Consider the following 24,136-nt stretch of genomic DNA (forward strand, 5'->3'; position numbering starts at 1 on the left):
TCTTGTTGTTTATCATCATTTTTACCTGGGTCATAAATGCGGGATCCGGGGATGGGAGACCGGTTCCTCGTGTGTGTGCGCTAATCGGAAAACGGAGCTGGCGTTCAGGTGGGAGGCGCCTTCAGGGTTTTGATCTGGTAGCGGATCAGCTTCGCGCCCAATTCCTGGAGCTTGAAGCACTTGTTTGAGCGGAGCCACTCCGAGAGCAGGCCGTTCATCATCGCCATCAGGGCGATTGCTGCCTCCGAAGGCGTGAACTCCGGGTTCAATTGCCCAAGGTCCTGGGCACGCCCGGTGATTTTGGCCAGGACTTCCAGCATTTCCGTATTTGCTTCGGCAAACAGGGCTGTGTCCTCGCCGGCATGAGGATTGGAGGACATGATTTCAATCATGTGCTGAAGATGGATATCGCCTTCGACTTCCTGCAGGAATTCGCAGCTTGCCGTTTCCAGAAGCTGGAGCGGATCGGAATGTTGTTGTTCAGCGGCAACGCGCAGCATCGCTGCCTGGGGCGGATCCGCACGCTCCTGCAATGCGCGCAGGAGCTCGGATTTGTCCTTGAAATGCCAATAGAACGCGCCGCGGGTCACGCCAGCGGCGCGCGAAATCCGTTCAAGCGAGGTGTGAGCAATACCGCTTTCCAGGAACAGCAGTTCTGCCGCATCAAGGATCGATTGCCGCGTCCTTTCCGCGTCTTCCGCCGTCTTCCGCATGAAACTCTCCTGTGCACTGCAACATCGCTTATACATACATTCTTGTATGTATGTAAAGTCGTTTGTTTCGTGCCCGGGACCGCCCGCGCGATCTGAAGCGGAAGGGTACAGCCGCCCATCCGCAAACCAACACCCCGACCCCGATACCGGTCCCGGAGACAGAGCTGGGTTGTGTTCGCGGTCATGGTTGGCACATTTGGCGCCAACGATGTCGAAGCAGGTGGATTGGGGTTCAGCGCACTGCCGCTCTCTACGAGAGAACCGGCTACAAAAGGCACAAAGCGGTCAATGCCGGCGCTTCACAGTTCTGGAAAAGAGCAGGGTCCGGATCGGACCCCGGTGCCGGAAGGTTTCACGGGCTCAGGCTGAAAGGCAAACAAAAAAGGCCGCCGCAGGAAGCGGCAGCCCGTTTTCGTCAAGACCTGGGGAAGAGGGGCCTGTGGTCAGGCCTTGCTGTCGTCCTCGCCTTCGTCGTCGTTATCGTCGTTATCGTCGTTATCGTTGCCGGCATCGTCGCCCTTCAGCGAGTTCAGCTTCGCGAAGACGGCATCCGCGTCGAATTCCTCTTCCTCTTCGCGCGCGATCGGCTTGCGCGTATCCATGGAGAAGGCGGCTGCGAGCGCTTCTTCGCTGGTGGATTCTTCCACCGGCATCAGCGTCTCCACAACTTCGCCTTCCGGACGCGGCGGTGCGTTCTTGGCGGCCTTTTCCACTTCCATGTCCAGTTCGAGCTGGCTGCAAAGGCCAAGGGTGACCGGATCGGAGGGAACCAGGTTGGCCGAGTTCCAGTGGGTCCGGTCTCGGATCGCTGCGATCGTCGGCTTGGTGGTGCCGACCAGACGCATGATCTGGGCGTCCTTGAGTTCCGGGTGATTACGCACCAGCCACAGGATCGCGTTCGGGCGGTCCTGGCGGCGGGATACCGGCGTGTAGCGCGGTCCCTTGCGCTTGGCTTCCGGCACGATGACCTTGGACCCCTGCAGCTTCAGCTGATGGTTCGGATCGTTCTGCGCCTTCTCAACTTCTTCCCGGGTCAGCTGCCCGGTCAGGATGGGGTCGAGGCCCTTGATGCCCTGTGCGGCTTCGCCATCGGCAATGGCCTTCACCTCGAGCGGATGCAGTTTGCAGAAGCTCGCAATCTGGGTGAAGCTCAAGGATGTGTTGTCGACGAGCCAGACGGCGGTTGCCTTCGGCATCAGCGGCGTGTTCGCCATCGGTTAAATTCCTCCTGTCGGCTCCCTCGCCCGGCAAGGCGAAAAAGCAGTGGTCCATTTGAATTGAATGGGAATTGACCGTGAATATAAGACGACAGGCGATCAAAAGCAAATCCGTCGTTTGCCTTATGAAAGTCTCCTGAAAAGCAGGACTTTATTGCCCGTTTCCGGCCTTGAATGCCGTTCCGACGGTCTTAGGATGAACAGAACGGGTCTCCCTGGGACGGGGGCCGGATCGGGAGGATCGACATGAAAACAGCGCTTGTAACGGGCGCCGCGCGCGGAATCGGACTGGCCACGACACAGCTCCTTCTGGACAAGGGCTGGCAGGTCATCATGGTGGACATCGACGGCGAGGAACTGATGAAGGCATCCGCGCCGCTCGACAATGTCCAGGCCATCGTGATGGATGTTTCCGATCCGGAACAGGTCGAGCGCTGTTTTGCCGATGTGGCGAAGACCCGCGGCCGCCTCGAAGGGCTGGTGAACAACGCCGGCGTCGCCGACTTCGGCCCGATCAGAGAGACCACCTTCGACCGCTGGCGCACGGTCATGAAGACCAACCTCGACGGCGTCTTCCTGATGACCCAGGCGGCGACCGACCTGCTGATCGCCGGCAAAGGCGCGATCGTGAACATCGCCTCGATCTCAGGCCTGCGCGCCAGCACCCTCCGCGTTGCCTACGGCACCTCGAAAGCCGCCGTCATCCAGCTCACGCTGCAACAGGCCGCCGAACTGGGCGAATTCAGCATTCGCGCCAATGTGGTGGCGCCCGGACCGGTGAACACCAAGCTGGCCCTTGCCGTGCACACACAAGAAATCCGGGAAGCCTATCACGACGCCATTCCGCTCAACCGCTACGGCAGCGAAAAGGAAATCGGCAACGCCATCGTCTTCCTCCTGTCGGAGGAGGCGAGCTACATCACAGGCCAGCTGCTGTGCGCGGACGGCGGTTTCGAGGCCACCGGCATCGGCCTGCCCGCGCTCAGGCGATAGCAATTATTTCCTGCGGCAGGATCAGTTCACCTCGAGCATGATCTTGCCGATATGGCCGGAGCTTTCCATCCGCCGGTGGGCTTCTGCCACTTCAAGCAGCGGAAAGGTCGAATCCATCACCGGACCGACCTTACCCGCCTCGATCAGCGGCCAGACTTTCTCTTTCAGGTTCTGCGCGATTGCGGCCTTGAAGGCATTGTCGCGCGGCCTGAGAGTCGATCCGGTGTGGACCAGCCGCTTCATCATCAGCCGGCCGAAATTCACATTTTCCGAAATGCCGCCAAGCGTAGCGATCTGGCAAATGCGGCCTTCCACGGCCGCCACGATCCAGTTCTTCTCCACATAGTCGCCGCCGACCATGTCCAGAATGACATGCACGCCGTCGCCCCCGGTCAGATCCTTGATGACCTCGACGAAATCTTCGGCCTTGTAGTTGATCACATGATCGGCCCCCAACGCTCGAACCGCCTCCGCCTTTTCCTCCGATCCGACAGTAGTGAACACTTCCGACCCGAACGCCTTGGCAAGCTGAATGGCGGTCGTGCCGATCCCGGACGTGCCGCCATGAACGAGAAACCGCTCGCCCGGCTTCAGACCGACCCGATCGAACACGTTGCTCCAGACCGTGAAATAGGTTTCCGGCAAGGCCGCTGCCTGGAGCATCGACAACCCTTTCGGAACGGGAAGCGCATGGGCTTCCGGCACCTTGCAATATTGCGCGTAGCCGCCGCCGGGCGCGAGTGCCGTCACCTTGGCTCCGATCTCATGCATCACGGCGCCCTCGCCGCGCGCTACAACCGTGCCCGCCACTTCCAGTCCCGGAAGGTCCGAAGCCCCCTTGGGCGGCGGATAGGCGCCCTTGCGCTGCTGCACGTCGGGCCGGTTCACGCCGGCGGCTTCCACCTTGATCAGGATTTCCCCTTCGGCCGGCTCCGGCAGCGGGCGCTCTTGCGGAACCAGAACCTCCGGACCGCCCGGTTCGGAAATCGCCATGGCGGTCATTTTTGCCGGTAGGTCAGTCATGCTCAATCTCCTCAGGCCAAGGTCTCAAAAATGTCCATTGGGGTTTAGCCCGACCGGCCGAGGCTGACAATGTCGGTTCTGGAAGATAAAATTCGTCACTTAAACCGATGGCCGCAGCCGGCGGAAAGGAACAGACCCATGAGCCTTTTTGACGACGACACCCCGAAGAAACCGCAGGGAACGAAGATCATTGTCGGGCAGGACCTCAGCACTTTATCGGAATCGGAACTCGCCGAGCGGATTGTTGAACTGGAACAGGAAATAATTCGCACCAAAGAGACTTTGTCGAAGCGTAGTAATATTCGCAATGAAGCCGAGGCCCTATTCGGAAAACCAAGTACGTAATTATTATGAGGCGTTTTTCTTTAATACAAAAAAGTCCTACTTTGGGTCACTTGGATAGGTAAAAATTTAGTCGTTTACTCCTTATTAATCTTTCCAAAGTATAAACAGAGCTATCCAGTCATCTGGATCTTGAGTGGCTCCTGTCCACTCTGTTTGACGCCTCCCTGTTAAAGACTCAGAGCCGCTCTGCTGCGGCTCTTTTTTTTGGTCATTCCACACGCTATCATCCCCGGAAACTGTCGTCGGCGGACCTGGTGGGACCGCTTGGCATGCGTGTTGCAACGAATTCCGGCAGAAGCCCAATTCGTCTCGAAGTGAAACAGTTCCGCTTCGAGGCGCTTCTTTCGCGGAGACGTTTCCCGAAAAGGCACACGGGCAGGTGAACGAGAAGTAAAAAGGCGTACCGATCGATGACGGATGAGACACCCACCCGCAACACCGCACCCGAAATGGTGCATATTGCCAACCGGCTCGCATCTTCCGACAATTTTCAAAGCCTGTTTGAAGAGGGCATGTCTCTGGTCGAGGAAACGGCGCTCTATCTGGACGGCGACGGTCGCGCCGAGGCAAAGCTGCTGCCGCGTGCGGCCTCGCTCGCCTATGCAACCGAATCCATGCGCCTGACCACGCGCCTGATGCAGCTGGCTTCGTGGCTTCTCCTGCAGCGTGCCGTCAACGAAGGTGAAATGTCCCGCGAGCAGGCCGGCAGCGACAAGAACAGGGTTCGCCTGGAAAAGCTCAGCAGCCCGGTCGACAGTCCGTCCTGGGCCGATATGCCGGAAACCCTGAGGGATCTCGTTTCCCGCTCCGTCCGGCTTCAGGAACGCATTGTCCATCTGGATCAGATGCTTTACCGCAAAAACGATGACAACGGTTCGGACGAAACCCCGTCCAACCCGGTCGAAGCGCATTTGAACAAGCTTCACGCCGCCTTCGGACAAATGGGCTGAAGGCGCGCATCTGGCCGGAGGCCATTCCGCATCCAGTGGCTCTCCGCCTTTGACAGCTTCAAGACTTTTTCAGCCGCCTCGCAGGATCGTTCTGGGGGCGGCTTTTTTTGCGCCTGCAAGCACAGGCATCGACAAACAAAAAAACCCGGCACGAGGCCGGGTTTTCAACAAAACGCAACGATGTCAGGGGATTACGAACCCAGGAAACCTGCGTACTTGTTCTTGAAGCGGGACACGCGGCCGCCACGGTCCATCAACTGACGGTCGCCACCGGTCCAGGCCGGGTGGGACTGCGGGTCGATGTCGAGCTGCAGGGTATCGCCTTCCGCACCATAGGTGGAGCGGGTGGTGAATTCGGTACCATCGGTCATGACGACCTTGATGGTGTGGTAATCGGGATGGATATCCGCTTTCATGACCGGTCCTTTCAAGCACCCGGACCCGGCATTTCTCATCCAACGCCGCACCCGGATACAAACGAAACAAAAAGGCCGCCGATCCCCAACGGATGCAGCCTTCCATAAACATGAGGCGGGGATATACCCCAAGCCGGCGCCCGAAACAAGGGGGTTACCGGCAATCGCGCGTCAATTTAAGCCTTGGCATTTCAGATGCGATCCCCCAAGTCTACGAACGAACGGATCAGCCGGCCAGGGAGGGAAAAACCGTGAGCAGTGACAGCAGTGACAAGACCGCCCGCGGCCGCAAATCCCTCCGCCCGTTAGCCCGCCTCCTTCCCTACCTCAAACGGCATCGCAGGATGACTGCCGCGGCCCTGGTCGCCCTTGTCTCCGCCGCCGCCATCACCCTCGTCCTGCCCACCGCGGTCCGGCGCGTGATCGACTTCGGGTTCGCCGGCGACAATCCGTCTTTGATCAACACCTATTTCTTCGTGCTGTTCGGCGTCGTGGCCGCCCTCGCGACCGCCAGCGGGGTGCGCTATTTCCTTGTGATGTGGATCGGCGAACGGATCGTCGCCGAGGTCCGCGCCGATGTCTTCGAACACATGACCGCGCTCAGCCCCGGTTTCTACGACCAGGCGAAATCAGGCGAGATCCTGTCCCGCCTGACCGCCGACACGACCCAGATCAAATCCGCCTTCGGCGCCAGCGCGTCGCTTGCCATGCGCAACACACTGATGTTCATCGGCGCGTCGATCATGATGGTGGTCACCAGTCCGCGCCTGTCCGTCATCGTTCTGCTCGCCATTCCTGTGATTCTGGTTCCGCTCTTGGGGTTTGGCCGCTCGGTCCGCAAACGGTCCCGCTCCGCGCAGGACATGCTCGCCGCCGCCTCCGCCTACGCATCTGAAATGCTGGGCGCGGTCCGCACCCTGCAGGCCTTCACGCACGAGACCTACGCGTCAGACAAATTTCGCAATGCGGCCGAAACCGCCTTCCGAGCCGCCCGCATGGCCACCGCCGCCCGGGCGGTACTGACCGGCTTCGCTATCTTCGTGATCGGTGCGAGCGTGGTCGCCGTGCTTTGGATCGGCGCCAGCGACGTGCTGGCCGGCCGCATGTCCGGCGGCACATTGAGCCAGTTTCTTCTGTATTCGATCCTGGCGGCCGGATCGCTGGCAAGCCTGTCGGAGGTCTGGGGAGAACTGTCCCAGGCGGCCGGCGCCGCTGAACGGCTCAGCGAGCTTCTCGACATCGAACCGGAAATCGCAGCCCCTGAAAATCCCGTTGCCCTGCCCGCAAGGCCGACAGGGGCGATCGCGTTCAACGATGTGTCCTTCGCCTATGACGGCGCCAAGGACATGCCTGTCCTCAACGGTGTGACCCTGACCATCGAACCGGGCGAAACCCTCGCGGTCGTCGGACCGTCAGGGGCCGGCAAGTCGACGCTGTTTCACCTGCTGATGCGGTTCTACGATCCGAAATCGGGGCAGATCACCCTCGACGGGCACGATCTGCGTGCGCTCGATCCGAAGGATCTGCGGCGCACCATTTCCCTGGTCCCCCAGGACACAGCGGTTTTCGGGACAAGCATCGCCGAAAACATCGCCTACGGCCGGCCCGATGCCTCCAGAAACGAGATCGTTGCGGCTGCCGCGGCGGCCCATGCGGACACTTTCATCACCAACCTGCCCGACGGCTATGAAACCTCCGTGGGCGAGCGTGGCATTACCCTGTCGGGCGGACAACGCCAGCGCATCGCCATTGCGCGCGCCATCCTGAAGGATGCGCCTGTGCTTCTGCTCGACGAAGCGACCAGCGCGCTGGATGCGGAAAGCGAGAAGCTGGTCCAGGATGCCCTGGACGGGTTGATGCAGGGCCGCACCACGCTTGTTATTGCCCATCGCCTGGCAACGGTGCTGAAAGCCGACCGGATCATCGTTATGGAGGCTGGCCGGATCGTGGAATCCGGCACCCATGCCGAACTCTCCGCCCAGGGCGGGCTTTACGCCAAGCTGGCTCGGCTGCAGTTCAATACGGATGGGCCCGAAACGACTGCGCCCGCGACCCAGACTGGCTGAGCGCGGGCGCGGTTATATCTTTCGTGAAATCCGGCCTCAGTCCTCGTCGGGGACAGCGACCGTGTAGTTGAGCGGCAGGCGGCCGCCGTCGGCATAGATCGTCTGGCCGGTAACATAGCTTGCGTCCGCGGACGCCAGGAACGCCGCGACGCTGGCGATCTCAGAAGGGTCTCCGATGCGCAGCATGGGCGTGCGCGACAGGATCCGGTTCCGGGCGGCCGGGTCGTCATTCACCGATGCCAGCATGTCCGTCATGATCGAGCCGGGGCCGATTGCATTGACGCGGATACCATGCGGGGCCAACGCCAGGGACGTCGCCTTGGTCAGCTGGTTGATCCCGCCCTTGGAGACGCAATAGGGGATCTGGTTGGGGATCGCGACGACGGAGTTGATCGACGACATGTTGATGATCGCCCCCGGCGCACCGCCACCTTCGACCTTTTCCACCATGTGCCGGGCAACCGCCTGGGAGCACAGGAACGCGCCCTTCAGGTTGATCGACAGCACCCGGTCGAAATCGTCTTCCTCAAGATCCAGGAAATCCGATCCGACGACGATGCCGGCATTGTTGACCAGAACATCGATATCGCCGAACGCATTCAGCGTTTCAGCCACCAGATTGCGCACGTCCAGGCGTTCGGCCACATTGCAATGCAGGTACATCACATCGCCGAAGCCTGACAGGTCCTCAACTGCGCTCTGTCCGGCCTCGTCGTCGACATCCGCAATGACGACCTTCGCTCCATCCATGACGAAACGCTTGGCGACGGCATAACCAATTCCACGGGCGGCACCCGTGACAATGGCGACCTTGTTCTCAAGGGACACTGAAAACCTCTTGGCATTTATTGAACGGGCCGTCGAAACGGCGCCCCGACCATAAGAGTCTCATGTCCGCATGTCGATGGCTTCTTTGCCATCGACGGTTTAGGGTACGGACCCATAAAATTCTGCTTTCAGCCGGGACCGCCGAGACCGCGGTCCTTCATAGCCCCGAAGATTTCATCGAGGATGGCCGGATCGTCGATGGTGGCGGGCATCCTGTAGCTCTCGCCGTCGGCGATCTGGCGCATGGTTCCGCGCAGGATCTTGCCGGAGCGGGTCTTTGGGAGACGCTCCACCGTGATGGCCAGCTTGAACGCGGCCACCGGGCCGATCTGGTTGCGGACCAGCTTGATCAGTTCCGCCTCGATCTCCTCATGCGGCTGATTGACGCCCGCCTTCAGCACGACAAAGCCGCAGGGCAGTTGCCCCTTCAACTGGTCGGCGATGCCGATCACCGCGCATTCGGCCACGGCCGGATGGGTGGCGAGCACTTCTTCCATCGCGCCGGTGGAAAGCCTGTGCCCCGCCACGTTGATGATGTCATCCGTGCGCGACATGATCGACAGGTACCCGTCGTCGTCGATGACCCCGGCGTCGGAGGTTTTGTAATAGCCGGGGAATTCGGCGAGATAGGCGTCATGGAAGCGCTTTTCCGCATTCCACAGCGTGGGCAGGCATCCCGGCGGCAGCGGCAGCTTGATCACGATATTGCCGAGCGTATTCGCCGGCAGCGGATGCCCCGCATCGTCCAGGATCTGCACATCATAACCCGGCATGGGAACCGTCGGGGATCCCGGCTTGACCGGCAACTGGCCGAGGCCGAGCGGATTGCCGACGATGCACCAGCCGGTTTCCGTCTGCCACCAGTGATCGACGATCGGCACCTGAAGCTGCTCCGCCGCCCAGTTGACCGTATCCGGATCGGCACGCTCGCCTGCCAGGAACAGGGCCCGGAATTTCGACAGGTCGTACTTGCCGATCAGCTTGCCGTCGGGATCCTCCTTGCGGATCGCGCGGAAGGCGGTCGGCGCGGTGAAGAGCGACACCACGTTATGTTCGGAAATCACCCGCCAGAAGACGCCCGCGTCGGGCGTGCCGACCGGTTTGCCCTCGAACACGATGGTCGTGCAGCCATGCAGCAGCGGGGCATAGACGATATAGGAGTGGCCCACCACCCAGCCAACGTCGGACGCGGCCCAGAACACCTCGCCCGGCTTGATGTCGTAAAGGTTGGACATCGACCATTTCAGCGCAACCATATGGCCGCCGTTGTCGCGCACAACCCCCTTGGGCTGGCCGGTCGTGCCGGAGGTATAGAGAATGTAGAGCGGATCGGTCGCCTTGACCGTGGCGCAGTCGACCGTGCGACCGGCCGATTGAGCCGCATCCATCAGCACGCCGAGGTCGTGATCCCGCCCGTCGACCAGATCCGCCGCCTGCTGTTCGCGCTGGAAGACGAAACAGGCATCCGGCTTGTGCGAGGACTGGTCGATCGCCGAATCGATCAGCGGCTTGTAGGCGATGACCCGTCCGGGCTCGATACCGCAGGACGCCGCGATGATCGCCTTGGGAGTGGCGTCATCGATCCGGGTGGCCAGCTCATGGGCGGCGAAACCGCCGAAGACGACGGAATGGATCGCGCCGAGCCGTGCGCAGGCAAGCATCGCCATCGCCGCTTCGGGGATCATCGGCATATAGATGATCACCCGATCGCCCTTGCCGATGCCGTTGTCGGCCAGAACCGCCGCCATGGCCTGCACCCGGTCCAGCATCTCCTTGTAGGAATACGTCGCCGCCGCACCCGTGATCGGGCTGTCGTAGATCAGGGCCGGCTGATCCGCCCGTCCGCCTTCCACATGGCGGTCGAGGCAGTTGTAACAGGTGTTGCACTCCCAGTCGGGAAACCACCGGCCGTACTGGCCGGACCTGCCATCGAATGCCTCGTCCCCGATTTTGAACCAGTCGATCTCCTCGGCCGCTTCTTTCCAGAACCTGTGAGGTGCATTCTTCCAGGACTGATAGGTTTCAGCATACCGGCTTGCCATTTTTCCCGTTCCTCCCAAGAAACATCCGTCCCCGACACCCAGTATCGATATCCGGCCCGGAGACTTTTGAGAACAGTGCGCGACAGCATCCATACTTGCAAGGCTGCGGCCAATACGACATTAGAAGGGATCGGGGCATTACGTAGCCCTCACCGCCTCATCACCCGTCCGAACCCCGGTCCCGTTTCTTCATGCATCCCATTTCCGACCCGCTGTTTTACGCCGCCGCCATCCCTGCGATCTTTCTGGTCGGCCTGTCGAAGGGTGGTTTCGGCGGGACGCTCGCCATGCTCGGCGTTCCGCTGATGGCGCTCGTGATTTCCCCGATCCAGGGCGCCGGCATCATGCTGCCGATCCTGATCGTCATGGATGCGGTGGCGCTGTTCGCCTACCGGGGGACCTTCGACCGCAAAAGCCTGATGATCCTCATGCCGGCCGGTATTTTCGGAATCGGCGTCGGCTGGGCCACCGCCGCTTATGTCCACGAGGAATTCATCACCCTGATGGTCGGTGTGATCTCCCTGCTTTTCGTGGCCAATTACCTGTACAAGGGAAAGCGGGCGCATGTCCCCGCAGAGCATAACAGACCGAAGGGGTATTTCTGGGGGGCCGTTTCCGGCTTCACCAGCTTCGTCAGCCATACCGGCGGCCCGCCCTACCAGCTCTACATGGTGCCGCTCCGGCTGGCACCGACGCTCTTCGCCGGAACGGGGGCAATCTATTTCGCCACCCTGAACTTCCTCAAGCTGATCCCCTATTTCATGCTCGGACAGTTCGACACGACCAATCTGACGACCTCGGCTGTCCTGCTGCCGATCGCGCCGGTCGCCACCCTGACAGGGGTCTGGCTGGTCAGGGTCGTCGATCCCGGCTTCTTCTACCGGATCATCTACGTGCTGATGGGCGTCATCGGCGTAAAGCTGGTTTATGACGGGATCAGCATGTACCTGTCCTGAGCGGTCAGACATCTTTTTTGCGCCGCACAACTAGTCGGATTGCTAGTTTTCAGAACCGTTGCAAAATCCGGGCGATAGAGATTTGATGGCTCCAAGAACGATCTTCGGGAGGATCCGGCCATGGACGCCACAGCCAGCTCTTATTCAATTGGGCTCGACAAGAATGCCGCCAACTACGCACCCCTCAGCCCGCTGAGCTTTCTCAACCGGGCGGCGGATGTCTTTCCCGACCACATCGCCGTCGTTCACGGATCCCGGAGACTGGATTACAAGACCCTTTACAGCCGCTGCCGCCAGCTCGGATCGGCCTTGAGCCGGCTCGGTATCGGCAAGGACGATACGGTCACAGTCATGTTGTCCAACGTCCCGCCGATGATCGAGGCCCATTACGGCGTGCCCATGACCAAGGCGGTGCTGCATTCGCTCAACACCCGCCTGGATGCCGCCATCATCGCCTTCCAGCTCGACCATGCGAACACCAGGGTCCTGATCACCGACCGGGAATATGCGCCGGTGATGAAGGAAGCGCTGGCGCTGGCCAAGGTGAAGCCGGTGGTGATCGACTATTCCGATCCGGTCTTTCCGCAGGACGGCGAGCGGCTCGGTACGCTGGATTACGACGACTTCGTCGCAAGCGGCGACCCGGACTATGCATGGTCGCTGCCCGACGACGAGTGGGATGCCATTTCCCTGAACTACACCTCCGGCACGACCGGCAATCCGAAGGGCGTCGTCTACCATCACCGTGGCGCTTATCTGCTGGCTCAGGCGAACATCCTGACCGCGTCCATGGCCAAGCACCCGGTCTATCTCTGGACCCTGCCGATGTTTCACTGCAACGGATGGTGCTTCCCCTGGTCGCTGTCGGTCGTTGCCGGCACCCATGTGTGCCTGCGCTGGGTCCGGCCCAAGGCCATGTGGGACCTGATCGCCGACGAGGGCGTGACCCATCTCTGCGGCGCGCCGATCATCATGTCGACGCTTCTGAACGCCTCCTCCGCCGACAAGCGCGACCTCGACCGGGTGATCGAATTCTTCACCGCCGCCGCGCCACCGCCGGAGAGTGTGCTTGCGGCCATGAAGGACGCGGGTTTCAACGTCACCCACCTCTACGGCCTGACGGAAGTCTACGGGCCGGCCGTCGTCAACGAATGGAAGAGCGAGTGGGATGCCCTGACCGGGGCCGAACAGGCGGCCAAAAAGGCGCGCCAGGGCGTGCGTTACGTCGCGCTTGAAGGCCTGACCGTGCTCGACCCGAACACCATGGAGCCGGTGCCGGCCGACGGCCGGACGATCGGCGAAGTCATGTTCCGGGGCAATGTGGTCATGAAGGGGTATCTGAAGAACCCGGAAGCGACCCAGGAAGCTTTCGCCGGCGGATGGTTCCATTCCGGCGATCTCGGCGTTCTGCACCCGGACGGCTATATCCAGCTGAAGGACCGCTCGAAGGACATCATCATTTCCGGCGGCGAAAACATCTCCTCCATCGAGGTGGAGGACGTGCTTTACAAGCATCCGGAGATCCAGGCTGCGGCGGTCGTCGCCCGGCCGGACGAAAAATGGGGCGAAACCCCTTGCGCCTTCGTCGAGCTGCGCGAAGGCGCGACCGTGACCGAAGAGGACATAATCGCCTTTGCCCGCGAACATCTCGCCGGCTTCAAGGCGCCCAGAACCATCGTTTTCTGCGAACTGCCCAAGACATCGACCGGCAAGATCCAGAAATTCGCCCTGCGGGAGCAGGCAAAGACTCTCTAGAGCGAAACGCCATTAACTTTTTAGAAACCACAAGTTCAATCGGAATGGCGTGATCCCTGTCAAATGTGACGAGGATCACGCCGCGCGCAAGCTCGCAGGCCTATCGAAACACGCAAATCGATCCAACATTCGGGAACGGCTGAAGGTCCGCCTCAATGAACCGCTTGCGTGTTTTGACGTTTTTTCTGGCAATGCTTGCCGCCTTGCCCACTTTGCCAGGGACTGCTCTGGCCTTTACGGGCCTGAAACCCCTTGTGATCCTGATGCCGGGTGCCGGTGGTCCCGTCTCCAGCGATTTCGTGATGCGCAACCGGAATCTGTTCCGGCAGGCCGGCTTCGACACGAAGGTCGTCACGGTTCCCCGCGCCGCGGTAAATACCGCGAATGTTCATGGCGACAGACGCAAGGTCTTTCTGATCGGCGTGGACCGCGGCGCAAGCCGCGTTACCGCCGCTTTGGCACTGGGCGCACAGGTCGATGCGGTCGTTATGCTTTCCGGCGATTACAGGAAAGCCATACAAACCCTGATGTCGCCGGTTCTCCTTCCCGAGACCCTTGTGGTTCATCACCGCGGCGACCGCTGCGGCCAGACGCCCCCGGCCCATGCGTCCGCTTTTGCGAGCTGGTCCGGCGGCAAGGCAAAGATCGCCTGGATGTCCATGTCGGGAATGCCGGACCGCAATCCTTGCGGTCCGTTCGGAGCGCACGGGTTCTATTTCAACGATGCGGAACCGGTTTCGGCAATCATCCGTTTCCTGAAGGCCCAATAAAAAACGCCGCGGAAATCCGCAGCGTTTTTGAAATTGGCAGCTTCGTCAGTGAAGCGTTTCATCTTTGCGTATTCGCTCGATCTCGTCCTTGAGCTTGAGCTTTTGTCGTTTCATATCGGTCAATTCCAGGGAGTCCGTACTCGGATGAAGGTGAGCACTTTCGATCTTGCGTTCCAGCGCAGCGTGACGGCGCTCAAGTTCTGCTAGATGCGACTGCATGGACATGGAATTGCCTCCTGTCTGTTGGCCTCAAACCAGATCATGGTGCCACGGCTTCCGGGCCTTGTCGATTGCCGTTTACGTTCCGGCATGAAGATTTGCCGTCGAACGTGTAAATCCTGGGTACAAGGCTAGGAAAACCTTAATCCTACGGCCAATTTGAAGCTTCCTATCGCGACAATTCGCATCAGCTGATTCTGCAATCTGCTATGAATAAGCGCGGCGGAATGTGGCATCTCACTGCCTTATTTTACGCGCAAGCGAAACGAGACGCTTGTCGAAACGGGATTTTATGCAATAGGAAACACCGGCGTACCGTTTGTCGGGGGAGTGCAATGTCGGAAGCGGATGAAAAGGCACTGAGAATTCAGTTGGCACAGCTGCGGCAGGAACACCGCGACCTCGACGTGGCCGTGGAGGCGCTGGCCACCACGGCGAACTGCGATGCGCTCCAGCTTCAACGGCTGAAAAAGAAGAAACTCATGATCAAGGATCGGATCTCCTCGCTCGAGGATCAGCTCTTTCCCGACATCATCGCCTAACCCGCCATTCCTTGAAAACAGCCTTGCATCGGCTAGGCCGCCGCCTATACTCCGCGCCTTTCCGGACACTCTCAAGTCAGGACACACGACATGGCCGCAGCCGACGTTGCAATCATCATGGGAAGCCAGTCCGATTGGCCGACCATGAAACATGCAGCCGAAACCCTTGATCAGCTCGGGATCTCCTACGACGCACGTATCGTGTCGGCGCACCGCACACCGGACCGGATGTACGAGTTCGCGAAAGGCGCGAAGGCCGAGGGCTTCAAGGTAATCATCGCGGGCGCCGGCGGAGCGGCCCACCTGCCGGGGATGACCGCGGCTCTCACCCCTCTGCCCGTGTTCGGCGTTCCGGTCGAAAGCAAGAGCCTGTCCGGCGAGGACAGCCTTCTGTCCATCGTTCAGATGCCGGGTGGCATTCCGGTCGGGACGCTTGCGATCGGCAGGGCCGGAGCAACCAACGCGGCCCTTCTGACCGCCGCGGTCCTGGCCTTGAGTGATCCGGAGATCGAGAAAGCCCTGGAGGCCTACCGGGCCCAGCGCACCGCGGATGTCGCCGAACGGCCGTCCGACGATTGAGCTTGAGCAGGTGAGACGCAGGCCATGAACGAGAACACCCGTCTTTCTCCCGGCGACACGATCGGCATTCTGGGCGGCGGCCAGCTCGGCCGCATGCTGGCGCTGTCCGCCGCCAGCCTCGGCCTCAAGGCCCATATCTTCTGCCCGGATCCGGAAAGCCCCGCCTTCGACGTCTGTTCCGCCTACACGATTGCGCCCTATGAGGATATCGGGGCGCTGGACACCTTCGCCTCCGCCTGTTCTGCCGTCACCTATGAATTCGAGAACGTGCCTGCCCTGACCGCAGCCCATCTCGCCGCGTTGGTGCCTGTGCGGCCCGGGGTCAAGGCGCTTGAAGTCTCCCAGGATCGCTTGAGCGAAAAGAATTTCCTGTCCGGCTCCGGCGTCGCGCTCGCCGGCTATGCGCGTGTCGACAGCGACGAGGACCTTCGGGCGGCCCTCGACCGCTTCGGCGGCACAGGCGTGCTGAAGACCCGCCGCTTCGGTTATGACGGCAAGGGCCAGGTCATGATCCGTAAACCGGAAGACGTAAAGGGCGCGTTTGACAGGATCGGCCGCGCACCGGCCGTCCTGGAAGAGCTGATCGGGTTTGAACGCGAAGTCTCGGTGATCGTCGCCCGCGACCTCGACGGCCATTGCGATGCCTATGACGTTTCCGAAAACCATCACGAGAACCACATCCTGAAGACCTCGACCGTTCCGGCGAATGTGAGCGGCACGACCGCGGCTGTCGCCCGCGATATGGCGATCCGGATCGCATCCTCGCTCGATTACGTCGGCGTCATGGGCGTGGAGATGTTCCTGTCGCGCGGAACCGATGGCGAAACCCTGCTGGTCAACGAGATCGCTCCGCGCGTGCACAATTCCGGTCACTGGACCGAGGATGCCTGCCTGACGTCCCAGTTCGAGCAGCACATGCGCGCGGTGGCCGGCTGGAGGCTCGGCGCCTGCGCCCGCCATTCCGACGTGGTGATGGAGAACCTGATCGGCGACGAATGCGACGCCTGGCCGAAAATCCTGGCCGATCCGAATGCCAGACTGCATCTCTACGGCAAGCGCGAGGCGCGACCGGGTCGCAAGATGGGTCACGTCAACCGGATCAGTCCGCTCACGACCGCATGATGTTCTGACCTGTCAGGACAGCAGCCCCAGGGCTTCGCGGCGGTAGAACCGGCGATTGGCCAGAATGGCAACTGTCAGCAATCCGCCGGCAAGGCCGCACCAGATGCCGACCCCTCCCAGGCCGAGCCAGAATCCGAGGCCAAGGGACAGGCTGATCCCGATCACCCAGTATCCACCGAACGCATAGATCAGCGGGACCTTGGTATCCCCCAGGCCGCGCAGATTGTTGACGCCGATGATCTGCGCGCCGTCGGCAATCTGGAAGAAGGCCGCCACCGCGAGGAACGAGGCGCCGAAGGCCAACACCGGCTGGGATTGCGGATTGCTGAAATCCAGGTAAAGCGAGACCAGCGTTTCGGGGATCGACCAGAAGACCGCCGCAAAACAGGTCATGGCGCCCATGGTGATCACCAGCGCGGTCCAGCCGGCGCGCCCGACCCCGGCGTGGTCCTGCCGTCCCGATGCAAGGCCGACCCGGGTCATGGCGGCCTGGCTGAGCCCCACCGGCACCATGAAGGTCAGCGACGCGATCTGCAGCGCAATCCCGTGACCGGCCAGTTGCAGGGTCCCGAGCCAGCCCATCATGATCGCGGACCCCGAAAACAGCGCGGCTTCCAGGATGATCGTCACGCCGATGGGCAGGCCCAGCCGCAGGATCTGGAAGAAGGCCGGCCAGTCGGAACGCCAGATCCGGCCGAAGATATAATATCGCTTCAACCGGGGGTGCAGCGCCGCATAGGCAAACAGCAGAACCATGGTCACGGCGGAACTGATAACCGACGCGATCCCCGCGCCGACGAGTTCAAGACGGGGAAAGCCGAAGTGCCCGAAGATCAGCAGATAGTCGAGACCCGCATTGGCCACCGCACCGGCAATCGTCGCCCACAGAACCACCTGGGCCCGTTCCATGATCGTCAGGAAACCGCGCACCGCCATGATGCTCAACGCCGGGAACATCGTCCACTTGAGGACATCCATGTAACCACCGGCCGTGGCCGCGATCTGGGGATCCTGTCCGAGGAACAGCCAGATCTCCTCGGCATAGGCCATCAGTCCCCATACAGGCAGGCAATAAAAGGCGACAACCCAGAAGCCCATGCGCACCGACCGCCGCAATTCGCGCATGGCTCGCTGACCGCGCGCCTTTGCCGCCAGAGGGATCACCGCCTGGATGACACCCATACCGAAGAACCACAGCAACATGTACATGTTGAACGCCAGCACGGACGCCGCCAGTTCCTGCGCGCCGAGACGGCCGATCATCAGGACGTCGGTGGTATTGATCGCCATCTGGGCCAATTGGGCCCCGACCAGCGGCAAGCCGAGCGCAAGGGTTGGCCGGATGTCGCTCTTCCAAAGCGCCAGAAAGCCGCCGTTGCCCGGACGGATACCGTCCCAGCCAGCCATTTGAGCCTCCAGGAAATGACACCAAAGGTCGCAACCTTCGGTTTTGCACGCTGCCTCGACAGAATGTCCGCAACAGTGCGTACTTCCCTGTAACCCGCGAATGCCGCCCTGTCCAGAACACCGTCCCACCGGAGAGGAATGGCCGAATTCCGCGCGGAAATCTTTGTAAAAGCCAGTGGACAACTCACAGGCCTTCTGATATGACCGCGCGCATTGTGAGCGGCGCGTTAGCGGCGACGTGTTTCTGCACGCATGTGCCGGGTCCGGAGACCCTGAAAGTGCTCATGTTCTTCAGAGACGATCGCCACACAAGACCGTAACAAGGCTCACCGAAATTCAGGTTACAATCACGGTCGCGAAAGGTTCGCGACACGTCTCAGAACGGGAAAAGACGCGTGCAGGTTCTGGTTCGCGACAACAACGTCGATCAGGCGCTCAAGGCGCTGAAAAAAAAGTTGCAGCGTGAAGGTGTCTTCCGCGAAATGAAACTCCGTGGCCATTTCGAAAAGCCGTCGGAAAAGAAGGCACGGGAAAAGGCTGAAGCCGTCCGCCGCGCCCGCAAGCTGGCCCGCAAGCGGGCGCAGCGCGAAGGCCTGCTTCCCGGCAGAGCCCTCAGCCGCTAAGAGTGCGGATCAGAATACATAGCTGATATCAGGCCAGAATCCGGGCCGGCCGAACAATCGGCCGGCTTTTACTGTTTATTCAGGCCTTACAAACGTATTTTCGACACGATCACGCTCCAAGCAGATATTCACGCTTTCAAAGCACAGGCAACCGGACTGGATGATTCAGCACCCATCAAATGCATTGCGCTCCGCCCTCGACCCGAAACATGCGCTCGGCCTTTTGCTCGCCGTCGGGATTGCGGCAGGCCTGGGTGGATGCCAGTCCAGCGGTATTTATGACGATGTGCCGATCGACCGCGCGGTCGGCTCTTCTGCCAATATCGATTCGCTCACGGCCGTGATCGAAGCCAATCCGCAGGACGCGAGCGCCTACAACACGCGCGGCATCGCCTACGGACAGGCGGGCAAGCTCGACAAGGCGATCGCCGATTTCAATGTCGCGCTGCAGCTCAATCCGAATTCCTACCAGACCTACACCAACCGGGCACTGGTCTTTCGCCGCATGGGCGATACCCAGCAGGCGATTGCCGACTATACCCGGGCGATCAACATCAAGCCGGACTACGACGCGGCCTATGTCGGCCGCGGCAACGCCTACCGGACCCAGGGCAACTATGGCGCCGCCCTGGCCGACTTCAACTCCGTCATCGCGCGCAACAGCGGCGATGCCCGCGCCTATTACAATCGCGGCCTGATCTACCAGGCCCAGGGCCAGCACAACCGGGCCATCGAGGATTTCGCAACCGCCATCGGCCTGAGCCCGAATGTCAGCGAAATCTACACCGCACGGGGCATTTCCTATCTCGCCATCAACGACCCGGATGCAGCCTTCACCGATCTGTCCATGGCCGTAAACCTGGACAAGCAGTCGGCCGTTGCCTGGGCGAACCGTGGCGCGGCTCTGGAGCTGCTGGGCAAACCGAAAGACGCCCGCCGGAACTACACCAAGGCTCTGAACCTGGATAATTCCAACGCTCTGGCCCGCGACGGCCTGACGCGGGTCAACAGGTCCGGATAATCCAAGGGTAGGAACCGGACTGCCCCTGACTTCGATCATTTTCCGCGACATCAATAGCCGGTAATCTGGTTCCATCGCACGTCACGAGGGAGCCAGAGTCATGGCGAACGGCCGCAAAATTCTTGTCATCGACGGTCACCCGGATCCGGACTCCGACCACTTCTGCCATGCACTTGCCCAAAGCTATCGCCAGGGCGCGGAAGCCGGCGGGCACGTTGTCGACGTGGTGAGGATCGCCGATCTAAACTTTCCTTTCCTGCGTTCGCCAAAGGATTACGATACCGCGCCCGTCCCGGCGTCCCTGGAACAGGTCACACACGAAATACTTGCGGCGGATCATGTCGTCCTGATCTACCCTCTGTGGCTTGGAACCTTGCCGGCGCTCACGAAAGCCTTTCTCGAGCAGGTGTTTCACCGCGAGACCGCCTTCGAACCGGCCGAGGAAGGCAAATGGCCCAAGGGCCGGCTGACGGGCAAATCCGCCCGGGTGATCGTGACCATGGGCATGCCCGGCCTGATCTACCGGGTCTGGTATGGCGGACACAGCCTGAAGAGCCTGGAGCGCAACATCCTGAAATTCATCGGCTTCAAACCGGTCCGGGACACGGTTTTCGGCATGGTCGAAGCGGTCAGTGACGAGAAACGCAAGGGCTGGCTGAAACGGGTCGAGGACCTGGGACGGCAGGCAATCTGAGACTGTCTCCGCTCAGAACGGGCAGTCCGCGCGAAAGGTCACCAGACGGCCGTCCGACGGATGATGCAACGTCAATTCCTCGGCATGAAGCGCAAGCCGGCCGGAAGCGTCTAGCGCTGCCCCTTTCGCATAAAAACGATCACCGGCAATCGGATGACCGAGGGCCAGCATATGCACACGCAACTGGTGCGAGCGCCCTGTCAGAGGGTAGAGGCGCACCCGTGTCGTGACGCTGTCCCGCTCCACCACCTTCCACCGCGTCAAAGCCGGTTTGCCGCGTTCGTGACACACCATCTGCTTGGGCCGGTTGGGCCAGTCGCAGATGAGCGGCAGATCGACCTCCCCCTCGTCACCGGCCATTTGCCCCCAAACCTTTGCGACATAGGTCTTTTGCGTTTTGCGGCGCTCGAACTGCAGCCCGAGGTGCCGGTGCGCTGCCCGGTTCATGGCAAGGACCAGGACGCCCGACGTATCCATATCGAGCCGATGGACGATCCGCGCCTCCGAATAGGCTTGTTGAGCCCGTGCCTCGATGCAGTCGGCATGTTCGGCAGCCTTTCCCGGCACGCTCAGCAAACCGCTCGGCTTGTTGACGACCAACAGATCCTCATCCCGGTGGAGCACCTCCAGCCAGGGCTCGACAGGCGGATCGTATATGAAGGCTGCAGGCGCGGACATGCGGCGCTTATACCCCCTTCCCGGCAAAAGAAAAGGCGCGGGATTTTGTCCCGCGCCTTTCGAAAATCGGATAGTCCGACCGATCAGAACGCCTTGACGATTTCCTCGGTCATCTTCTTGGCGTCGCCGAACAGCATCATCGTCTTGTCGAGGAAGAACAGTTCGTTCTGGATGCCGGCGTAACCGGAGCCCATGCCGCGCTTGACGAAGAGAACCGTACCGGCCTTGTCGACGTCGAGGATCGGCATGCCGTAGATCGGCGATTGCGGATCGTCGCGGGCCGACGGGTTGGTCACATCGTTCGCCCCGATCACGTAAGCCACGTCGGCCTGCGCGAATTCGGAGTTGATGTCCTCCAGCTCGAACACCTCGTCGTAAGGCACGTTGGCTTCCGCCAGGAGCACGTTCATGTGCCCGGGCATGCGGCCAGCGACCGGGTGAATGGCGTATTTCACCTCGACGCCTTCTTCCTTCAGGAGGTCGCACATTTCGCGCAGGGCATGCTGGGCCTGGGCGACGGCCATGCCGTAGCCCGGCACGATGATGACCTTGGACGCGTTCTTCATGATGAAGGCGGCGTCTTCGGCCGAACCCTGCTTGACCGGGCGCTCTTCTTCGTCACCGCCGGAAGGACCGGCAGTCTCGCCGCCGAAGCCACCGAGGATCACCGAGATGAACGAGCGGTTCATGCCCTTGCACATGATGTAGGACAGGATCGCACCCGACGAGCCGACGAGCGCGCCGGTGATGATCAGGGCCATGTTGCCGAGTGTGAAGCCGATACCGGCGGCCGCCCAACCCGAATAGGAGTTGAGCATGGAAACCACCACCGGCATGTCCGCGCCCCCGATCGGGATAATGATCAGGATGCCGAACAGGAACGCCACCAGCACCAGCCCCCAGAAGATGAGGGCGCTTTCGGTGTTGACCAGACCGACGACAAGAAGCACGAGGCCGATCGCCAGGGAGAGGTTGATCAGGTGGCGGCCCGGCAGCATGATCGGCTTGCCCGACATGCGTCCGTCCAGCTTCAGGAAGGCGATGACCGAACCGGTAAAGGTGATCGCACCGATCGCTGCCCCGATGGCGGCTTCAACCAGTGCCTGGGCATGGATATGCCCCGGAGCGCCGATGCCGAAAGCCTCGGGCGCGTAAAGCGCGCTGGCCGCGACGAAGACGGCTGCCAGACCCACCAGCGAGTGGAACGCGGCAACCAGCTGCGGCATGGCCGTCATGGGAATGCGACGGGCGATGACCGCCCCGACCCCGCCACCGAGGCCGACGCCGGCCACGATCAGGAGACCGGAGCCCAAGGTGACGCCCGAGGCAAACAGGGTCGTCACGACGGCGATGGTCATGCCGAGCATGCCGTAGTAGTTGCCCTTGCGCGAGCTCTCCGGGCTGGACAGTCCGCGAAGCGCCATGATGAAGAGAACGGCGGAGACGAGGTAGAGGAGCGCCGTGATATTTGCAGACATCAGATCGGCCTCCTATCGCTGCTTTTTCTTGTACATGGCAAGCATTCGGCTGGTCACGAGGAAGCCGCCGAAGATGTTCACGCTTGCAAGTACGAGGGCGAGGAATCCGAAGATCCGCGCCATGAGGGCGCCGTCGCCGGCCGTCAGATCGACGCCGACCGCCAGAAGCGCACCGACGACGATCACGGACGAAATGGCGTTGGTCACGGCCATCAGCGGCGTGTGCAGGGCCGGGGTCACCGACCAGACCACGTAGTAGCCGACGAAGATCGCCAGCACGAACACAGAGAACAGGAACACAAACGGTTCGATCACGCTTCCGGAGGCCGCCACATGCATGGCGGTATCTCCGGCACCGGCCGTCAGCTGGTCCACATAGCCCTGCGCGGCCGCGGCAGCATCATTTGCCGTTGCCGCAGCTTCGCGTGCGGCGTCCGCAGCAGCATTCGCACGCTCCAGAATTTCGCTTTGAGACAATTCGCTCATTACTTCCCTCCTTAGGCCTCTACCGGTGCAAAGGCGGGATGAACCACCTTTCCATCGCGGGTCAGGACGGTTGCGGTCACCAGCTGGTCTTCCCAATCGGGCTTCAGCGACTTGGTTTCCTTGTCGATCATGGTTTCCAGGAACGCGAACAGGTTCTTGGCGTAAAGGGCGGAGGCGGATGCCCCGATCCGGCCGGCCATGTTGAGGTGGCCGACGATCTTCACATCGGAAACGGTGGCCACCTTGCCCGGCTTGGCACCTTCCACGTTGCCGCCCCGCTCGACCGCCAGGTCGACGATCACGGAACCGGGTTTCATGCTGGCGAGCATGTCCTTGGAAACGAGCTTCGGCGCCGGACGCCCGGGAATGAGCGCAGTCGTGATGACGATGTCCTGCTTGGCAATATGGGAAGAGACCAGTTCGGCCTGCTTCTTCTGGTATTCCTCGGACATCTGCTTGGCATAACCGCCGGCGGTTTCCGCCTGCTTGAATTCCTCGTCCTCGACGGCGATGAATTTCGCACCGAGCGATTCGACCTGCTCCTTGGCGGCCGGACGGACATCCGTGGCGGTCACCACGGCGCCCATACGGCGTGCGGTCGCGATCGCCTGGAGGCCGGCGACGCCGGCACCCATGACAAAGACGCGTGCGGCGGGAACGGTACCGGCCGCGGTCATCATCATCGGCATGGCGCGGTCGTATTCGTAGGCGCCTTCGATCACGGCCTGGTAGCCGGCAAGGTTCGCCTGAGACGACAGCACGTCCATGACCTGGGCGCGGGTGATGCGCGGCATGAATTCCATGGCGAATGCGGCAACACCGGCATCCGCCATTGCCTTGACCTCGTCCTCATGGCCGTAAGGGTCCATGGTGGCGATGACCAGCGCACCCTTTTTCATGGCCTTGAGTTCATCGGCATTCGGCCGGCGAACCTTCAGGACGACGTCCGCGTCCTTGAGGGTGGTCGCGGCACTGGTGGAAATCGTGGCGCCCGCTTCCTTGTAGTCGGCGTCGGGAATGCGCGAGGCCAGACCGGCCCCTTTTTCGACGGACACGGTAGCTCCCAGAGCGATCAGTTTCTTGACCGTATCCGGCGTTGCGGCCACGCGTGATTCAACCGCGTCGCTTTCGCGCGGCACAGCTATTTTCATTGGGTAACCTCCCAAGAGCAAAAAAGCATCCCCGGCACATACCAGGGATGCCTTTTGATGGA

25 protein-coding genes are annotated in these 24,136 nt (G+C 61.3%); 13 read left to right on the forward strand and 12 right to left on the reverse strand.

The annotated features are described in order from the left end of the window. Positions 1-104: 104 nt before the first annotated feature. The gene (locus ACN0SO_RS13430; RefSeq protein ID WP_417678466.1) at positions 105-713 is read right to left on the reverse strand and encodes a TetR family transcriptional regulator; all 609 of its coding nucleotides are present in this window, start codon (positions 711-713) and stop codon (positions 105-107) included. A gap of 443 nt (positions 714-1,156) precedes the next feature. Further along, positions 1,157-1,927 (reverse strand): DUF1013 domain-containing protein, encoded by a 771-nt coding sequence (locus ACN0SO_RS13435; RefSeq protein ID WP_417678468.1) that lies wholly within the window; start codon positions 1,925-1,927, stop codon positions 1,157-1,159. Positions 1,928-2,176: 249 nt separating this feature from the next. On the opposite strand from ACN0SO_RS13435, the gene ACN0SO_RS13440 reads away from it, so the two are divergent. Beyond that, positions 2,177-2,923: an SDR family NAD(P)-dependent oxidoreductase gene (locus tag ACN0SO_RS13440; protein ID WP_417678470.1), complete on the forward strand. Its 747-nt coding sequence runs from the start codon at positions 2,177-2,179 to the stop codon at positions 2,921-2,923. 21 nt (positions 2,924-2,944) lie between these two features. Here the strand turns inward: ACN0SO_RS13440 and ACN0SO_RS13445 are convergent, their stop codons facing one another. Continuing rightward, positions 2,945-3,946 (reverse strand): NAD(P)H-quinone oxidoreductase, encoded by a 1,002-nt coding sequence (locus ACN0SO_RS13445; RefSeq protein WP_417678472.1) that lies wholly within the window; start codon positions 3,944-3,946, stop codon positions 2,945-2,947. A 138-nt stretch (positions 3,947-4,084) separates the two neighbouring features. On the opposite strand from ACN0SO_RS13445, the gene ACN0SO_RS13450 reads away from it, so the two are divergent. Together ACN0SO_RS13450 and ACN0SO_RS13455 are read left to right on the forward strand one after the other, a co-directional pair. Continuing rightward, complete coding sequence (locus ACN0SO_RS13450) at positions 4,085-4,291, forward strand: DUF1192 domain-containing protein (RefSeq protein ID WP_417678474.1); 207 nt, start codon at positions 4,085-4,087, stop codon at positions 4,289-4,291. 410 nt (positions 4,292-4,701) lie between these two features. Continuing rightward, the gene (locus ACN0SO_RS13455; protein WP_417678476.1) at positions 4,702-5,241 is read left to right on the forward strand and encodes a DUF1465 family protein; all 540 of its coding nucleotides are present in this window, start codon (positions 4,702-4,704) and stop codon (positions 5,239-5,241) included. A gap of 191 nt (positions 5,242-5,432) precedes the next feature. On the opposite strand, the gene rpmE is transcribed toward ACN0SO_RS13455, so the two are convergent. Further along, positions 5,433-5,657 (reverse strand): 50S ribosomal protein L31, encoded by a 225-nt coding sequence (gene rpmE, locus ACN0SO_RS13460; RefSeq protein ID WP_190292052.1) that lies wholly within the window; start codon positions 5,655-5,657, stop codon positions 5,433-5,435. Between the two features lie 110 nt (positions 5,658-5,767). On the opposite strand from rpmE, the gene ACN0SO_RS13465 reads away from it, so the two are divergent. Beyond that, a complete protein-coding gene (locus ACN0SO_RS13465) occupies positions 5,768-7,723 on the forward strand; it encodes an ABC transporter transmembrane domain-containing protein (RefSeq protein ID WP_417678478.1) in 1,956 nt (651 codons plus the stop codon). A 36-nt stretch (positions 7,724-7,759) separates the two neighbouring features. On the opposite strand, the gene ACN0SO_RS13470 is transcribed toward ACN0SO_RS13465, so the two are convergent. Continuing rightward, positions 7,760-8,551, reverse strand: coding sequence for an SDR family NAD(P)-dependent oxidoreductase (locus ACN0SO_RS13470; protein ID WP_417678480.1), 792 nt, complete (start codon positions 8,549-8,551; stop codon positions 7,760-7,762). Positions 8,552-8,679: 128 nt separating this feature from the next. Further along, positions 8,680-10,593, reverse strand: a complete 1,914-nt coding sequence (locus ACN0SO_RS13475; protein WP_417678482.1) for a propionyl-CoA synthetase — start codon at positions 10,591-10,593, stop codon at positions 8,680-8,682. 191 nt (positions 10,594-10,784) lie between these two features. Between ACN0SO_RS13475 and ACN0SO_RS13480 the strand changes: the two genes are divergently transcribed. The 3 genes from ACN0SO_RS13480 (at position 10,785) to ACN0SO_RS13490 (ending at position 14,074) form a co-directional block, all read left to right on the forward strand. Then, positions 10,785-11,549, forward strand: coding sequence for a sulfite exporter TauE/SafE family protein (locus ACN0SO_RS13480; RefSeq protein ID WP_417678484.1), 765 nt, complete (start codon positions 10,785-10,787; stop codon positions 11,547-11,549). 120 nt (positions 11,550-11,669) lie between these two features. After that, complete coding sequence (locus ACN0SO_RS13485) at positions 11,670-13,304, forward strand: acyl-CoA synthetase (protein ID WP_417678486.1); 1,635 nt, start codon at positions 11,670-11,672, stop codon at positions 13,302-13,304. A gap of 155 nt (positions 13,305-13,459) precedes the next feature. After that, the gene (locus ACN0SO_RS13490; RefSeq protein WP_417678488.1) at positions 13,460-14,074 is read left to right on the forward strand and encodes a hypothetical protein; all 615 of its coding nucleotides are present in this window, start codon (positions 13,460-13,462) and stop codon (positions 14,072-14,074) included. Between the two features lie 45 nt (positions 14,075-14,119). On the opposite strand, the gene ACN0SO_RS13495 is transcribed toward ACN0SO_RS13490, so the two are convergent. After that, positions 14,120-14,299 carry a YdcH family protein gene (locus ACN0SO_RS13495; RefSeq protein ID WP_417678490.1) on the reverse strand — a complete coding sequence of 60 codons (180 nt, stop codon included), beginning with the start codon at positions 14,297-14,299 and terminating at the stop codon, positions 14,120-14,122. Positions 14,300-14,628: 329 nt separating this feature from the next. Between ACN0SO_RS13495 and ACN0SO_RS13500 the strand changes: the two genes are divergently transcribed. The 3 genes from ACN0SO_RS13500 to ACN0SO_RS13510 all read left to right on the forward strand — a co-directional run bounded on the left by ACN0SO_RS13500 (position 14,629) and on the right by ACN0SO_RS13510 (position 16,536). Then, on the forward strand, positions 14,629-14,835 hold the full coding sequence (locus tag ACN0SO_RS13500; protein ID WP_417678492.1) for a YdcH family protein: 207 nt from the start codon (positions 14,629-14,631) through the stop codon (positions 14,833-14,835). 90 nt (positions 14,836-14,925) lie between these two features. Beyond that, positions 14,926-15,414 (forward strand): 5-(carboxyamino)imidazole ribonucleotide mutase, encoded by a 489-nt coding sequence (gene purE / locus ACN0SO_RS13505; RefSeq protein WP_417678494.1) that lies wholly within the window; start codon positions 14,926-14,928, stop codon positions 15,412-15,414. Positions 15,415-15,438: 24 nt separating this feature from the next. Beyond that, entirely contained in the window at positions 15,439-16,536 is a 1,098-nt protein-coding gene (locus tag ACN0SO_RS13510) for a 5-(carboxyamino)imidazole ribonucleotide synthase (RefSeq protein ID WP_417678496.1), read from the forward strand. Positions 16,537-16,548: 12 nt separating this feature from the next. Here ACN0SO_RS13510 and ACN0SO_RS13515 read toward each other — a convergent pair whose 3' ends face one another. Continuing rightward, complete coding sequence (locus ACN0SO_RS13515) at positions 16,549-17,943, reverse strand: MATE family efflux transporter (protein WP_417678498.1); 1,395 nt, start codon at positions 17,941-17,943, stop codon at positions 16,549-16,551. A 395-nt stretch (positions 17,944-18,338) separates the two neighbouring features. Between ACN0SO_RS13515 and rpsU the strand changes: the two genes are divergently transcribed. From rpsU to ACN0SO_RS13530, 3 genes are all read left to right on the forward strand, one after another. After that, complete coding sequence (gene rpsU, locus ACN0SO_RS13520; RefSeq protein ID WP_417678500.1) at positions 18,339-18,566, forward strand: 30S ribosomal protein S21; 228 nt, start codon at positions 18,339-18,341, stop codon at positions 18,564-18,566. A 160-nt stretch (positions 18,567-18,726) separates the two neighbouring features. Continuing rightward, on the forward strand, positions 18,727-19,587 hold the full coding sequence (locus tag ACN0SO_RS13525; protein WP_417678502.1) for a tetratricopeptide repeat protein: 861 nt from the start codon (positions 18,727-18,729) through the stop codon (positions 19,585-19,587). A gap of 100 nt (positions 19,588-19,687) precedes the next feature. After that, positions 19,688-20,281 (forward strand): NAD(P)H-dependent oxidoreductase, encoded by a 594-nt coding sequence (locus tag ACN0SO_RS13530; protein WP_417678504.1) that lies wholly within the window; start codon positions 19,688-19,690, stop codon positions 20,279-20,281. A 12-nt stretch (positions 20,282-20,293) separates the two neighbouring features. Here the strand turns inward: ACN0SO_RS13530 and rluA are convergent, their stop codons facing one another. The 4 genes from rluA to ACN0SO_RS13550 all read right to left on the reverse strand — a co-directional run bounded on the left by rluA (position 20,294) and on the right by ACN0SO_RS13550 (position 24,074). Continuing rightward, complete coding sequence (gene rluA, locus ACN0SO_RS13535) at positions 20,294-20,959, reverse strand: bifunctional tRNA pseudouridine(32) synthase/23S rRNA pseudouridine(746) synthase RluA (RefSeq protein ID WP_417678506.1); 666 nt, start codon at positions 20,957-20,959, stop codon at positions 20,294-20,296. 83 nt (positions 20,960-21,042) lie between these two features. Continuing rightward, on the reverse strand, positions 21,043-22,437 hold the full coding sequence (locus tag ACN0SO_RS13540; protein WP_417678508.1) for an NAD(P)(+) transhydrogenase (Re/Si-specific) subunit beta: 1,395 nt from the start codon (positions 22,435-22,437) through the stop codon (positions 21,043-21,045). 12 nt (positions 22,438-22,449) lie between these two features. Further along, positions 22,450-22,923 (reverse strand): proton-translocating transhydrogenase family protein, encoded by a 474-nt coding sequence (locus ACN0SO_RS13545; protein ID WP_417678510.1) that lies wholly within the window; start codon positions 22,921-22,923, stop codon positions 22,450-22,452. Positions 22,924-22,934: 11 nt separating this feature from the next. Next, the gene (locus ACN0SO_RS13550) at positions 22,935-24,074 is read right to left on the reverse strand and encodes a Re/Si-specific NAD(P)(+) transhydrogenase subunit alpha (RefSeq protein ID WP_417678512.1); all 1,140 of its coding nucleotides are present in this window, start codon (positions 24,072-24,074) and stop codon (positions 22,935-22,937) included. Positions 24,075-24,136: the final 62 nt, after the last annotated feature.

It is taken from the genome of Roseibium sp. (assembly GCF_048260565.1).
Taxonomy (GTDB): Bacteria; Pseudomonadota; Alphaproteobacteria; order Rhizobiales; family Stappiaceae; genus Roseibium.